Annotated in this window: 13 protein-coding genes; 12 read left to right on the forward strand and 1 reads right to left on the reverse strand. The window is 62.6% G+C overall.

Going from position 1 to position 12,786, the window contains the following annotated elements:
* Positions 1 to 98: 98 nt before the first annotated feature.
* The 7 genes from BLL38_RS16040 to BLL38_RS16070 all read left to right on the forward strand — a co-directional run bounded on the left by BLL38_RS16040 (position 99) and on the right by BLL38_RS16070 (position 6,208).
* Complete coding sequence (locus BLL38_RS16040; protein WP_076963439.1) at positions 99 to 962, forward strand: YicC/YloC family endoribonuclease; 864 nt, start codon at positions 99 to 101, stop codon at positions 960 to 962.
* Positions 963 to 972: 10 nt separating this feature from the next.
* Positions 973 to 1,593: a guanylate kinase gene (gene gmk / locus BLL38_RS16045; RefSeq protein WP_076963440.1), complete on the forward strand. Its 621-nt coding sequence runs from the start codon at positions 973 to 975 to the stop codon at positions 1,591 to 1,593.
* A 167-nt stretch (positions 1,594 to 1,760) separates the two neighbouring features.
* Positions 1,761 to 2,024, forward strand: a complete 264-nt coding sequence (gene rpoZ / locus BLL38_RS16050; RefSeq protein ID WP_032856811.1) for a DNA-directed RNA polymerase subunit omega — start codon at positions 1,761 to 1,763, stop codon at positions 2,022 to 2,024.
* Between the two features lie 60 nt (positions 2,025 to 2,084).
* Complete coding sequence (gene spoT, locus BLL38_RS16055; protein WP_076963441.1) at positions 2,085 to 4,190, forward strand: bifunctional GTP diphosphokinase/guanosine-3',5'-bis pyrophosphate 3'-pyrophosphohydrolase; 2,106 nt, start codon at positions 2,085 to 2,087, stop codon at positions 4,188 to 4,190.
* Positions 4,191 to 4,228: 38 nt separating this feature from the next.
* Positions 4,229 to 4,609, forward strand: a complete 381-nt coding sequence (locus BLL38_RS16060) for a RidA family protein (protein ID WP_025130815.1) — start codon at positions 4,229 to 4,231, stop codon at positions 4,607 to 4,609.
* A gap of 55 nt (positions 4,610 to 4,664) precedes the next feature.
* Entirely contained in the window at positions 4,665 to 5,408 is a 744-nt protein-coding gene (locus tag BLL38_RS16065; RefSeq protein ID WP_076963442.1) for a hypothetical protein, read from the forward strand.
* Positions 5,409 to 5,473: 65 nt separating this feature from the next.
* Positions 5,474 to 6,208: a hypothetical protein gene (locus BLL38_RS16070; RefSeq protein ID WP_076963476.1), complete on the forward strand. Its 735-nt coding sequence runs from the start codon at positions 5,474 to 5,476 to the stop codon at positions 6,206 to 6,208.
* Between the two features lie 110 nt (positions 6,209 to 6,318).
* On the opposite strand, the gene BLL38_RS16075 is transcribed toward BLL38_RS16070, so the two are convergent.
* On the reverse strand, positions 6,319 to 7,170 hold the full coding sequence (locus BLL38_RS16075; protein WP_076963443.1) for an NAD-dependent epimerase/dehydratase family protein: 852 nt from the start codon (positions 7,168 to 7,170) through the stop codon (positions 6,319 to 6,321).
* Between the two features lie 190 nt (positions 7,171 to 7,360).
* Between BLL38_RS16075 and exbB the strand changes: the two genes are divergently transcribed.
* From exbB to recG, 5 genes are all read left to right on the forward strand, one after another.
* Positions 7,361 to 8,365, forward strand: a complete 1,005-nt coding sequence (exbB, locus tag BLL38_RS16080) for a tonB-system energizer ExbB (RefSeq protein WP_076963444.1) — start codon at positions 7,361 to 7,363, stop codon at positions 8,363 to 8,365.
* 6 nt (positions 8,366 to 8,371) lie between these two features.
* The gene (gene exbD, locus BLL38_RS16085) at positions 8,372 to 8,797 is read left to right on the forward strand and encodes a TonB system transport protein ExbD (protein ID WP_029289838.1); all 426 of its coding nucleotides are present in this window, start codon (positions 8,372 to 8,374) and stop codon (positions 8,795 to 8,797) included.
* Positions 8,794 to 9,540 carry a TonB family protein gene (locus tag BLL38_RS16090; RefSeq protein WP_076963445.1) on the forward strand — a complete coding sequence of 249 codons (747 nt, stop codon included), beginning with the start codon at positions 8,794 to 8,796 and terminating at the stop codon, positions 9,538 to 9,540. Before exbD ends, BLL38_RS16090 begins: the two co-directional genes overlap by 4 nt.
* Before the next feature lie 238 nt (positions 9,541 to 9,778).
* A complete protein-coding gene (locus tag BLL38_RS16095) occupies positions 9,779 to 10,699 on the forward strand; it encodes a hydrogen peroxide-inducible genes activator (RefSeq protein WP_076963446.1) in 921 nt (306 codons plus the stop codon).
* 8 nt (positions 10,700 to 10,707) lie between these two features.
* A complete protein-coding gene (gene recG / locus BLL38_RS16100) occupies positions 10,708 to 12,783 on the forward strand; it encodes an ATP-dependent DNA helicase RecG (RefSeq protein ID WP_076963447.1) in 2,076 nt (691 codons plus the stop codon).
* The last annotated feature ends 3 nt before the right edge of the window (positions 12,784 to 12,786 follow it).

Consider the following 12,786-nt stretch of genomic DNA (forward strand, 5'->3'; position numbering starts at 1 on the left):
CCGCCCCGTTGCGCTACAATCCTGCGCCTTCGCAGCCAGTCGGCTTCAATCTACCCACCAGCCCGCCCGTTTGCGGGACTGTATCGCGAGGTACCCCCATGGTGCACAGCATGACCGCCTTCGCCCGCGTCGAAAAAGCCGGGGTCCAGGGCACCCTGAGCTGGGAATTGCGCTCGGTCAACAGCCGCTACCTGGAGCCGCACCTGCGCTTGCCCGAGTCCTTTCGCGACCTGGAGGGCGCCGTACGCGAAGCCCTGCGCGCCGGTATCTCCCGCGGCAAACTGGAGTGCACCCTGCGCTTTACCGAGGAAACCACTGGCAAGCCGCTGCAGGTTGACCGCGAGCGCGCCGCGCAACTGGTCGCCGCCGCCGAGACCATTGCCAGCCTGATCAAGCAGCCAGCGGCCCTGAACCCGCTGGAAGTGTTGGCCTGGCCTGGCGTGCTGGTGGCCGACGCCACTGACCCGCAGGCGCTGAATGCCGAGGCCCTAGCCCTGTTCAACCAGGGCCTCAAGGAGCTCAAGGCCGGCCGCGAGCGCGAAGGCGCCGAGCTGGCCCGGCTGATCAACGAGCGCCTGAACGCCATCGAGGCCGACGTCGTGACCCTGCGCGAGCTGGTGCCGCAAATGCTGGCCACCCAGCGCCAGAAAGTCCTCGACCGCTTCGCCGACATGAAGGCCGACCTCGATCCGCTGCGCCTGGAACAAGAAATGGTCCTGCTCGCGCAAAAAAGCGACGTCGCCGAAGAACTCGACCGCCTGAGCACCCACATTCTGGAAGTGCGCCGCGTGCTCAAGTCGGCGGGTGCCGCTGGTCGGCGCCTGGACTTCCTGATGCAGGAACTCAACCGCGAAGCCAATACACTGGGCTCCAAAGCCTTCGACCCGCGCAGCACCACGGCTGCGGTCAACCTCAAAGTGTTGATCGAGCAAATGCGCGAACAAGTACAGAATATTGAGTAAGGCAACTCCCATGACCCACAGCACCGGCACCCTGTACATCATTTCCGCGCCCTCGGGCGCGGGCAAAAGCAGCCTGGTCAAAGCCCTGACCGACACCAACCCGCAAATCCGCGTCTCGGTCTCCCACACCACCCGCGCCATGCGCCCCGGTGAGGTGAACGGCGTGAACTATCACTTCGTCGAGCGCAGCGAGTTCGTGAAGATGATCGAACACGGTGACTTCCTGGAGCGCGCCGAGGTGTTCGGCAACCTCTACGGCACGTCCCAGAGCCATTTGCAGCAGACCCTCGACGAAGGCCACGACCTGATCCTGGAAATCGACTGGCAGGGCGCCGAACAGGTGCGCCGATTGATGCCCAAGGCACGCTCGGTCTTCATCCTGCCGCCGTCCCTGGAGGCCTTGCACCAGCGCCTGACCAATCGCGGCCAGGACAGCGACGAAATCATCGACGGGCGCATGCGCGAAGCGGTCAGCGAAATGAGCCACTATGTGGACTATGACTACCTGATCATCAACGACGATTTTGCCCACGCCCTGGACGACCTGAAGGCGATTTTCCGCGCCAATCAGCTCCAGCAAAAGCGCCAACAGCAGCGTTTTGGCAAATTGTTGGCCGAACTGCTCGGTTGAATGGCTCTTCCCAAAACCGCTGCAAGGGCCTTACATTGGCCCTTGTAGCGTGTTTGCCGGGGCCTGCGGAAAATCAGCGCTTCCCTAAACGCTGGTGATTTTTTAAACTGTTGAGTCCGCTCGCCCAACCGGGCAGCGCGCATCTTGCATTCGCTCCGAGGAATACCATGGCCCGCGTAACCGTTGAAGACTGCCTAGAACACGTGGATAACCGCTTTGAGCTGGTCATGCTCTCTACCAAGCGTGCCCGTCAATTGGCCACTGGCGGCAAAGAGCCACTGCTCAATTGGGAAAATGACAAGCCTACCGTGATGGCCCTGCGCGAAATCGCGGCCGGCGTGATGAGCTATGACTACATTGCCAGCGCTGAAATCGTTGAAGACGAACCGCTGTTTGCAGCGTTCGAGGACGAGTCCAACGAGGCCGTCTAAGCCTATGCCTGGTCGACGTAGCACGGCGCGGGGTCACAGCCTTCGGCAGGAGTTAATACCTTGCCGAGCATAGACGCCCTCGCCGATCGCTTATCGACCTACCTCGGCACCGACCAGGTCAACCTGGTCCGCCGAGCGTATTTCTACGCCGAACAAGCCCACGACGGCCAACGCCGCCGCAGCGGCGAGGCGTATGTCACCCATCCTCTTGCGGTGGCCAATATTCTTGCCGACATGCACATGGACCATCAGAGCCTGATGGCCGCGATGCTGCATGACGTGATCGAAGACACCGGCATTGCCAAGGAAGCGCTCAGCGCGCAATTTGGCGAAACCGTGGCCGACCTGGTCGACGGGGTCAGCAAGCTGACCCAGATGAACTTCGAGACCAAGGCCGAGGCCCAGGCGGAAAACTTCCAGAAAATGGCCATGGCCATGGCCCGGGATATCCGGGTGATCCTGGTCAAGCTGGCCGACCGGCTGCACAACATGCGCACGCTGGAAGTGCTGTCCGGTGAAAAACGCCGGCGCATCGCCAAGGAAACCCTGGAAATCTACGCGCCCATTGCCAACCGGCTGGGCATGCATGCCATTCGTATCGAATTCGAGGACCTTGGCTTCAAGGCGATGCACCCGATGCGCTCGGCGCGCATCTACCAGGCGGTCAAGCGCGCCCGGGGCAATCGCAAGGAAATCGTCAACAAGATCGAAGAATCCCTGAGCCATTGCCTGGCAATCGACGAGATTGAAGGCGAGGTCAGCGGCCGGCAGAAGCATATCTACGGCATCTACAAGAAGATGCGCGGCAAGCGCCGGGCCTTCAACGAGATCATGGACGTGTATGCGTTCCGAATCATCGTCGACAAGGTCGATACCTGCTACCGCGTGCTGGGCGCTGTACACAATTTGTACAAACCCCTGCCAGGCCGCTTCAAAGACTACATTGCCATTCCCAAGGCCAACGGCTATCAGTCGCTGCATACCACGCTGTTCGGTATGCATGGGGTGCCGATCGAGATCCAGATCCGCACCCGGGAAATGGAAGAGATGGCCAATAACGGCATCGCCGCCCACTGGCTGTACAAATCCAGTGGCGACGAGCAGCCCAAAGGCACCCATGCCCGCGCCCGCCAATGGGTCAAGGGCGTGCTGGAAATGCAGCAACGTGCCGGCAACTCCCTGGAATTTATCGAAAGCGTGAAGATCGACCTGTTCCCGGACGAGGTCTACGTGTTCACGCCCAAAGGCCGGATCATGGAGCTGCCCAAGGGCTCTACGGCGGTCGACTTTGCCTACGCGGTGCACACCGACGTCGGCAACAGCTGCATCGCCTGCCGGATCAACCGTCGCCTGGCCCCGCTGTCGGAGCCGCTGCAAAGCGGCTCCACCGTGGAGATCGTCAGCGCCCCGGGGGCCCGACCGAATCCGGCCTGGCTCAACTTCGTGGTCACCGGCAAGGCCCGCACCCATATCCGTCATGCCCTGAAGCTGCAACGCCGCTCCGAGTCCATCAGCCTGGGCGAACGCCTGCTGAACAAGGTGCTCAACGGTTTCGACAGCTCCCTGGAGAAAATTCCCAGCGAGCGCGTCCAGGCCATACTCCTTGAGTACCGCCAGGAAGCCATCGAGGACTTGCTCGAAGATATCGGCCTGGGCAACCGCATGGCCTACGTGGTCGCCCGCCGCCTGCTCGGCGAAGGCGAGCAACTGCCGAGCCCTGAAGGCCCGCTGGCCATTCGCGGCACCGAAGGCCTGGTCCTGAGCTACGCCAAATGCTGCACGCCGATCCCGGGCGACCCGATTGTCGGGCACCTGTCCGCCGGCAAAGGCATGGTGGTGCACCTGGACAACTGCCGCAATATCAGCGAAATCCGCCACAACCCGGAAAAATGCATCCAGCTGTCCTGGGCCAAGGATGTGACCGGCGAATTCAATGTCGAGCTGCGGGTCGAGCTGGAGCACCAGCGTGGCCTGATCGCCCTGCTGGCCAGCAGTGTCAACGCCGCCGACGGCAATATCGAAAAAATCAGCATGGACGAGCGCGATGGTCGCATCAGCGTGGTTCAACTGGTGGTCAGCGTACACGACCGTGTACACCTGGCCCGCGTGATCAAGAAACTGCGTGCCCTGACCGGGGTTATCCGCATCACTCGCATGCGCGCATAACGCCCTCCCTATAGCCCGGACATTACAAGGAGTCATTCATGACTAAGACTGTTATCACCAGCGACAAGGCACCTGCCGCCATCGGTACTTATTCCCAGGCGATCAAGGCGGGCAACACCGTCTACATGTCCGGCCAGATCCCCCTGGACCCAAAGACCATGGAACTGGTTGAAGGCTTTGAAGCCCAGACCGTGCAAGTCTTTGAAAACCTCAAGTCGGTAGCCGAAGCCGCGGGCGGTTCGTTCAAGGACATCGTCAAGCTGAACATCTTCCTTACCGACCTGAGCCACTTCGCCAAGGTCAACGAGATCATGGGCAAGTACTTTGAACAGCCCTACCCAGCCCGCGCCGCCATTGGCGTTGCCGCCCTGCCAAAGGGTTCGCAGGTTGAGATGGACGCGATTCTGGTCATCGAGTAATACATTCGGCGCAACCCACGGGGTTGCGCCGACTTCGTTTTAAAAGGATTTCGTAATGCGCAAAGCGCTCGTTGCCTCCACGCTGCTCGCCCTGCTCCTCGGCGGCTGCGCCAGCAATCCTGCCGCCCGGGATGTGAGCGGCACCTGGATCAACCAGGTCGCCATCGATGCGGCCTCCAAGGGCGGTCCTTTGCGTGAGGCCCTGCAGGCTTATGGCCCGAACCTCGAATGGGAGGTCAACACCCGGGCCAACCAGGCGCGCTACTTCAATGGCTTCGAGCGCCCTGAAGGCAAGTTGGCCGGCGAAAAGTCCGGCACCTGGAACGTTGATTTCTACGGCAGTTCGACCACCGAGCTCAAGCGCAAGGGCAGGCAGCTGCTGCAAGTGGCCAACGACAACGAGCCCGAACAGCTCTTTGGCCGCCCCAAGGACCCTGCCCCCGAAGGTGCGCCCCTGGGTGCCAACTTTGAACGGGCGCTGTACTCGGCCTATATGGGCGGCAGCTGGAAAATCACCAGCGGCAGTGGCCAGGGCGCGACCGTACAGTTCCAGGCCAACGGCCAAGTCACCGGCCTGCCCGGCGCCGACCAGTATTCACTGTGCCTGGCGGGCGACTGCGCCTCCATGAGCGGTGGCTACGACAGCATCTGGTTGCAACAAGGCGGCCAGGGCAACCCATGGATCTTCAGCCGCAATGGCAAGCAACTGGAGATTTTCCAGGCGATCAATACGTCCCAGGCCGACGAAGTGCCTTCGTTTACCCCCGGGCCGCGCCAGTGGTTGCTGGAAAAGCAGTGATACAGAACAAAGGAGCTTACGGGCTCCTTTTTTGTGAGTTGCACTCCTTTGCCTCGGACTACTCCATGCTCAAACCATTGCTCATTGGCCTGGCCTTGCTGGGCGGTTGCACCCAAGTGTCGCAACCCGCCGACATCAGTGGGATCTGGATCAACCAGGCCGCCATCGAAACCGCCGCCCAGGGCCGGCCGCTGCTCAAAAGCCTGCAGGCCAACGGCAATAATCTGGAGTGGCATGTCGACACCCGCACAGGCCAAGCTCATGCCAGCAGTGCCTTTGAGGTCGATGAAGGCCAACTACTGCCAAAAGCACCCAATGCCTGGACCGTCGACCACAACGGCTACAGCCGTGACGAACTGCACCTTAATGATCAGCAACTGCTCCAATTGCCTCGCAAGGATCTTCCCGGCCAAGTGTTCCAACGCCCCCATCCACCCGCTCTGGCGGGCGCGCAATGGGGCAGTACATTCCGGCAGGAGCTGAACTCAGCCTATCTGGGTGGCCTATGGAAAATCCTCGAAGGCCAGGGCGCCGGCGGCACCGTAGTGTTCAATGCGGATGGCAACCTGTCGGGCCTGGGGAAGAATGACCGCTACGAGCTGTGCCTGGGCGGGGATTGCGCCACTCAGGGCGCCGGCAATGACACCCTGTATCTGGGCAAAGGCGATGTGGGAGACAGCTGGATTTTCGTACGCTACGGCAAAACGCTGGGAATCTTCCAGGCGATCAACCATTCCCGGCCAGACGAAATACCTCAGTTGAGCCCCGGGCCGCGCCAGTGGTTGCTGGAAAAACAGTAACCTAAATGTGGGAGCGGGCTTGCTCGCGATAGCGGTGGGTCAGTCGACAGATCTGCTCACTGACATACCGCTATCGCGAGCAAGCCCGTTCCCACATTTTTGACCGCGTTTCAGCCCTTGAGGATCGCGGCATAGCCTTCGCGATAACTCGGATAGGTTGGTGTCCACCCCAGCGCCCTGGCCCGCGCATTGCTGCACTGCTTGCTGCCGGAGCGCCGCACACTGGCGTCTTCGGCCCACTCGGTCACCCCGAGGTATTCACGCAGCCAGCCCACGACTTCAGACAGCGGTGCCGGCGCATCATCGACGCCGATATAGACCTTGTCCAACACACCGCCCTGCTCCACATGCAGCAACAAAAAAGCTAGCAGCCCCGCGGCATCATCGACATGGATACGGTTGCCATATAAAGGTGGCTCGACCGCCACGCGATAGCCCTGGCGCACCTGGCTCAACAACCACTCACGCCCAGGCCCGTAGATACCGGTCAAGCGCACGGTCGTGGCCGGGATACCGCTGTCGAAAGCCACTTGCTCGGCTTCCAGCATCACCTGCCCGGAATAGCCAATGGCCTGGGTAGGCGACGTCTCATCGACCCATTCGCCGTTTTGCTGCCCATAGACGCTGCTGCTGGACACAAATAGCAACTGCTTGGGCTGCTGGCCGTAGTCATCGAGCCACTCCAACACATGTTGCAAACCTTCGACATAGGCTTTGCGATAGCCCGCTTCGTCATGATCGGTGGCGGCTGCGCAGTACACCAGGTAGTCCACGCCGCCGATCGGCCAGGTGTCGGGGCAGTCCTTTTTGAACAGGTCGCCGGCAATCCCGATCACCCCTTGCGGCAGGCGCGAGACATTGCGTCGCAGGCCATGCACCTCCCATCCGGCAGCCAGCAATTGACTTGCCAGCCGACTACCTACATCACCACAACCGGCAATCACCACAGAAGGCGCAGACATCACAAAACTCCGTTCTCAAAGGTCTAGATTAGCCCTCGCAGGTGACCAGCGGCCAGAAAAAGCACAAATAAAGTTACTGTATTACTTCTGTTAACAAGAATTACTTGCAATAATAACCGCCCATTTGTCCTCGACCCTCTCGCGGTCTGGCAGGACAAGCCCTTATTTTTTCCTCTCAGGTCCGGCCAGCATGACACGCAATAACCTCCCCGCTTCGCCAACCAAGCCTCACAGCCCGTCCCGCGTCTGGCGCGCGATCACTGCGTTGCTGTTCAGCGTCCTGCTGGCTCCGACCGCCGCATTCGCCGATGCCACGGCACCGGCCACCCCGCCTGCCGCTACGGCCCCGGCTGCCGCCGCACCTGAGCAAACCGGCGCAGTACCAGGCGCTCCGGCGGCCGTACCTGCCGCCACCGACCCGGCCGCTGCCGAGGGCGTAGCCCCGACAGATGAAACCGGCCTGGTCCTGGAGGAAGACAACACCCTGGGCATGGCCCACGACCTGTCGCCGTGGGGCATGTACCAAAACGCCGACATCATCGTGAAGATCGTGATGATCGGCCTGGCCATCGCCTCGATCATCACCTGGACCATCTGGATCGCCAAAGGCTTTGAGCTGCTGGGCGCCAAACGCCGCCTGCGCACTGAAATCACCAACCTGAAAAAAGCCACCACCCTCAAGGAAGCCAGCGAAAGCGCGGCCATCAAGGGCACCCTGGCGCACCTGCTGGTACACGACGCGCTGGAAGAAATGCGCCTGTCGGCCAACACCCGGGAAAAGGAAGGCATCAAGGAGCGTGTGAGCTTCCGCCTGGAGCGCCTGGTAGCGGCCTGCGGCCGCAACATGAGCAGCGGCACCGGCGTGCTGGCAACCATCGGTTCCACCGCACCATTCGTCGGCCTGTTCGGCACCGTGTGGGGCATCATGAACAGCTTCATCGGCATCGCCAAGACCCAGACCACCAACCTCGCCGTGGTTGCTCCCGGCATCGCCGAAGCCCTGCTGGCAACCGCCCTGGGCCTGGTCGCCGCGATTCCGGCGGTGGTAATCTACAACGTGTTCGCCCGTTCGATCGCCGGCTACAAGGCCCAGGTGTCGGATGCTTCGGCAGAAGTCCTGCTGCTGGTCAGCCGTGACCTCGATCACCTGCCTACCGAGCGCAGCTCGCAACCGCACATGGTGAAAGTGGGGTAATCGGCCATGGGCCTGCATTTGAATCAAGGCGACGACGAGCTCGTCGAGAATCACGAAATCAACGTCACGCCGTTTATCGACGTGATGCTGGTGCTGCTGATCATCTTCATGGTGGCAGCCCCCCTGGCCACGGTGGACATCAAGGTCGACCTCCCCGCCTCCAGCGCGAAACCCGCGCCCCGGCCGGAGAAACCGGTGTTCCTCAGCGTCAAGGCTGACCAGCGTCTGTTCCTGGGCGAAGAAGAAGTCAAATCCGAAACCCTCGGTGCGGTGCTCGATGCCCGCACCCAGGGCAAGAAAGACACGACGATCTTCTTCCAGGCCGACAAGGGCGTGGACTATGGCGACCTGATGAGCGTGATGGATGCCCTGCGGGCAGCCGGCTACCTCAAGGTCGGCTTGGTCGGACTTGAGACGGCAGCCAAGAAATGATCACGACGCGCCACAAACTGACGCGTTATGGCACCAGCCTCGCCGTCGTGCTGGGCGTCCACGCCGTCGCGATCATCCTCGCGCTCCAGTGGTCGGCGCCACAGATGGTGCAGTTGCCACCGGCTGCCATGGTCATCGACCTGGCGCCGATGCCGGCACCACCGCCTCCGGCACCGCCGAAGGTGGTGACGCCTCCGCAACCGCCGGCACCGGTGGAAGAGTTGCCCTTGCCGAAACTGGCCGAAGCACCCAAACCCACGATTTCCGTGCCCAAGCCGGTCAAGCCAAAACCCAAGCCGCAGCCGCCTAAGCCTGAGAAAAAGGTCGAGCCGCCCAAGGAGAAACCTTCCGAGGACCCGCCGAGCGAAACCCCTCAGAACAACGCGCCTTCGGAAAAGTCCGCGCAGCCGCAACCCGGCCCGTCGCCGGCGCAGGTCGCGGCCAAGGCCACCTGGGAAAGCACGCTGCTCGGCCACCTGGCGAAGTACAAGAAGTACCCGCCAGGCGCCCAGGCCCGTGGCAAGGAAGGCTTGAACCGCTTGCGGTTCGTGGTGGATGCCGAAGGCAAGGTGCTGTCCTATGAGCTGGTGGGCCGCTCCGGCAACGCCGACCTGGACCGCGCCACCCTGGAGATGATCCGTCGGGCCCAGCCGCTGCCCAAGCCACCGGCCGATATGTTGAAAAACGGCAGCATCGAAATCGTTGCGCCGTTTGTCTACAACATCGAGAAGCGCCGCCGCTGATCCCTGTAGGAGCGGGCTTGTGTGGGAGCGGGCTTGCCCGCGATAACGTTGTAACAGTCAACATCCACAGTGACTGACACACCGCCATCGCGAGCAAACCCACCCCCACACACAAAGCTGCCAACGCCATTAAGCAAAATCCCCCGCACAAACCCCTCAATCCTCAATCTAGTTCTGATAACGTGCGCCTCTCGATTGCAGCCGGTATGCTTGGCCCGCAACCTCATGGACGCCCGCTATGACTCTTACAGAATTACGCTACATCGTGACCCTCGCCCAAGAGCAACACTTCGGCCATGCCGCCGAACGTTGCCATGTCAGCCAGCCGACGCTGTCGGTGGGTGTGAAGAAGCTTGAAGACGAACTCGGTGTGCTGATTTTCGAGCGCAGCAAAAGCGCCGTGCGCCTCACCCCGGTCGGCGAAGGCATTGTGGCCCAGGCCCAGAAGGTGCTGGAACAGGCCCAGAGCATTCGTGAACTGGCCCAGGCCGGCAAGAACCAGCTGACCGCCCCGCTGAAAGTCGGCGCGATCTACACCGTCGGCCCGTACCTGTTCCCGCACCTGATCCCGCAACTGCACCGCGTCGCGCCGCAGATGCCGTTGTATATCGAAGAAAACTTCACCCACGTCCTGCGCGACAAGCTGCGCAACGGTGAGTTGGACGCGATCATCATCGCCCTGCCGTTCAACGAAGCCGACGTGCTGACATTGCCGCTCTACGACGAGCCGTTCTACGTGCTGATGCCCGCCTCCCACCCGTGGACGCAAAAAGATACCATCGACGCCAGCCTGCTCAACGACAAGAGCCTGCTGCTGCTCGGCGAAGGCCACTGCTTCCGCGACCAGGTACTGGAAGCCTGCCCGACCCTGACCAAGGGCAACGACGGCGCCAAGCACACCACCGTGGAATCCAGCTCCCTGGAGACCATCCGCCATATGGTCGCGTCCGGCCTGGGCATCTCGATCCTGCCGCTGTCGGCCGTGGACAGCCATCACTACGCCGCCGGCGTGATCGAAGTGCGTCCGCTCACCCCACCCGTGCCGTTCCGTACCGTGGCGATTGCCTGGCGCGCCAGCTTCCCACGCCCGAAAGCCATTGAGATCCTCGCCGACTCGATCCGCCTGTGCTCGGTGGCCAAGCCGCCTGCCGCGAGCTAAGTGCGTGTATGACTGAGCTGTCGCAGGTGTCGGTGACGGCACTCAAGGGTGTCGGTGAAGCCATGGCCGAGAAACTGGCCAAGGTCGGCCTGGAAAACCTCCAGGACGTGCTCTTTCACCTGCCCCTGCGTTACCAGGACCGCACCCGCGTGGTGCCCATCGGCCATCTGCGCCCTGGGCAGGATGCCGTGGTCGAAGGCACCGTCAGCGGTGCCGATGTGGTGATGGGCAAGCGTCGCAGCCTGGTGGTACGCCTGCAGGACGGCACCGGTGGCCTGAGCCTGCGTTTCTACCATTTCAGCAATGCGCAAAAGGAAGGCCTCAAGCGCGGCACTCGCGTGCGTTGCTACGGTGAAGCGCGGCCAGGGGCATCAGGCCTGGAGATCTACCACCCGGAATACCGCGCCATTACCGGCGACGAGCCGCCGCCGGTAGACACCACCCTCACCCCGATCTACCCGCTCACCGAAGGCCTGACGCAACAGCGCCTGCGCCAGTTGTGCATGCAGACCCTGACCCTGCTCGGCCCGCAAAGCCTGCCCGACTGGCTGCCGCAGGAGCTGGCCCGCGACTACCAACTGGCGCCCCTGGCGGACGCGATCCGCTACCTGCACCATCCACCGGCCGATGCCGATGTCGACGAACTGGCCCTGGGTCATCACTGGGCCCAGCATCGCCTGGCCTTTGAAGAACTGCTGACCCATCAACTGTCCCAGCAACGCCTGCGCGAAAGCATGCGTTCCCTGCGCGCCCCGGCGATGCCCAAGGCCACGCGCCTGCCCGCGCAGTACCTGGCCAACCTCGGCTTTGCGCCGACCGGCGCGCAGCAGCGTGTCGGCAATGAAATCGCCTACGACTTGAGCCAGAAAGAGCCCATGCTGCGCCTGATCCAGGGCGATGTCGGCGCTGGCAAGACCGTGGTCGCCGCCCTGGCCGCGCTGCAGGCCCTGGAGGCCGGTTACCAGGTGGCGTTGATGGCGCCGACCGAGATCCTCGCCGAGCAGCACTTCATCACCTTCAAGCGCTGGCTCGAACCCCTGGGCCTGGAAGTCGCGTGGCTGGCGGGCAAGCTCAAGGGCAAGAACCGCACGGCCGCCCTGGAGCAGATCGCCGCCGGCGCCCCGATGGTGGTGGGCACCCATGCGCTGTTCCAGGACGAGGTTAAATTCAAGAACCTGGCCCTGGTGATCATCGACGAACAGCACCGCTTCGGCGTGCAACAACGCCTGGCCCTGCGCGAAAAAGGCGTGGGCGGGCGGATGAACCCGCACCAGCTGATCATGACCGCTACCCCGATCCCGCGCACACTGGCCATGAGTGCCTACGCCGACCTCGACACCTCGATCCTCGACGAGCTGCCACCGGGCCGAACCCCGGTCAATACGGTGCTGGTCACCGACACCCGGCGGGTCGAAGTGATCGAGCGGGTGCGCGGCGCCTGTGCCGAAGGGCGCCAGGCGTATTGGGTGTGCACGCTGATCGAAGAGTCCGAAGAGCTGACCTGCCAGGCCGCCGAAACCACCTATGAAGACCTCACCAGCGCCCTGGGCGAGCTCAAGGTCGGGCTGATCCACGGGCGCATGAAACCTGCGGAAAAAGCCGCGGTGATGGCCGAATTCAAGGCCGGCCACCTGCAATTGCTGGTGGCCACCACCGTGATCGAGGTCGGTGTGGACGTGCCCAACGCCAGCCTGATGATCATCGAAAACCCCGAGCGCCTGGGCCTGGCACAGTTGCACCAACTACGCGGGCGGGTCGGCCGGGGCAGTGCCGCCAGCCACTGCGTACTGCTCTACCATCCGCCGCTGTCGCAGATTGGCCGCCAGCGCCTGGGGATCATGCGCGAGACCAACGACGGCTTCGTGATCGCCGAAAAAGACCTGGAACTGCGCGGCCCCGGCGAGATGCTCGGCACCCGCCAGACCGGCCTGCTGCAATTCAAGGTGGCTGACCTGATGCGCGATGCCGACCTGCTGCCCGCCGTGCGCGATGCGGCCCAGGCCCTGCTGGAACGCTGGCCGCACCACGTCAGCCCGCTGCTGGATCGCTGGCTGCGCCACGGCCAACAATACGGCCAGGTCTGACCC

Origin of the sequence: Pseudomonas gessardii, from assembly GCF_001983165.1 — a bacterium.
Classification (GTDB): Bacteria; Pseudomonadota; Gammaproteobacteria; order Pseudomonadales; family Pseudomonadaceae; genus Aquipseudomonas; species Aquipseudomonas gessardii.

What these genes read in the sequence shown, in the direction of transcription:
- BLL38_RS16040 (WP_076963439.1), top strand. Translation starts at nt 99, where the DNA reads ATGGTGCACAGCATGACCGCCTTCGCCCGCGTCGAAAAAGCCGGGGTC.
- gmk (WP_076963440.1), top strand. Translation starts at nt 973, where the DNA reads ATGACCCACAGCACCGGCACCCTGTACATCATTTCCGCGCCCTCGGGC.
- rpoZ (WP_032856811.1), top strand. Translation starts at nt 1,761, where the DNA reads ATGGCCCGCGTAACCGTTGAAGACTGCCTAGAACACGTGGATAACCGC.
- BLL38_RS16060 (WP_025130815.1), top strand. Translation starts at nt 4,229, where the DNA reads ATGACTAAGACTGTTATCACCAGCGACAAGGCACCTGCCGCCATCGGT.
- BLL38_RS16065 (WP_076963442.1), top strand. Translation starts at nt 4,665, where the DNA reads ATGCGCAAAGCGCTCGTTGCCTCCACGCTGCTCGCCCTGCTCCTCGGC.
- BLL38_RS16070 (WP_076963476.1), top strand. Translation starts at nt 5,474, where the DNA reads ATGCTCAAACCATTGCTCATTGGCCTGGCCTTGCTGGGCGGTTGCACC.
- BLL38_RS16075 (WP_076963443.1), bottom strand. Translation starts at nt 7,170, where the DNA reads ATGTCTGCGCCTTCTGTGGTGATTGCCGGTTGTGGTGATGTAGGTAGT.
- exbB (WP_076963444.1), top strand. Translation starts at nt 7,361, where the DNA reads ATGACACGCAATAACCTCCCCGCTTCGCCAACCAAGCCTCACAGCCCG.
- exbD (WP_029289838.1), top strand. Translation starts at nt 8,372, where the DNA reads ATGGGCCTGCATTTGAATCAAGGCGACGACGAGCTCGTCGAGAATCAC.
- BLL38_RS16090 (WP_076963445.1), top strand. Translation starts at nt 8,794, where the DNA reads ATGATCACGACGCGCCACAAACTGACGCGTTATGGCACCAGCCTCGCC.
- BLL38_RS16095 (WP_076963446.1), top strand. Translation starts at nt 9,779, where the DNA reads ATGACTCTTACAGAATTACGCTACATCGTGACCCTCGCCCAAGAGCAA.
- recG (WP_076963447.1), top strand. Translation starts at nt 10,708, where the DNA reads ATGACTGAGCTGTCGCAGGTGTCGGTGACGGCACTCAAGGGTGTCGGT.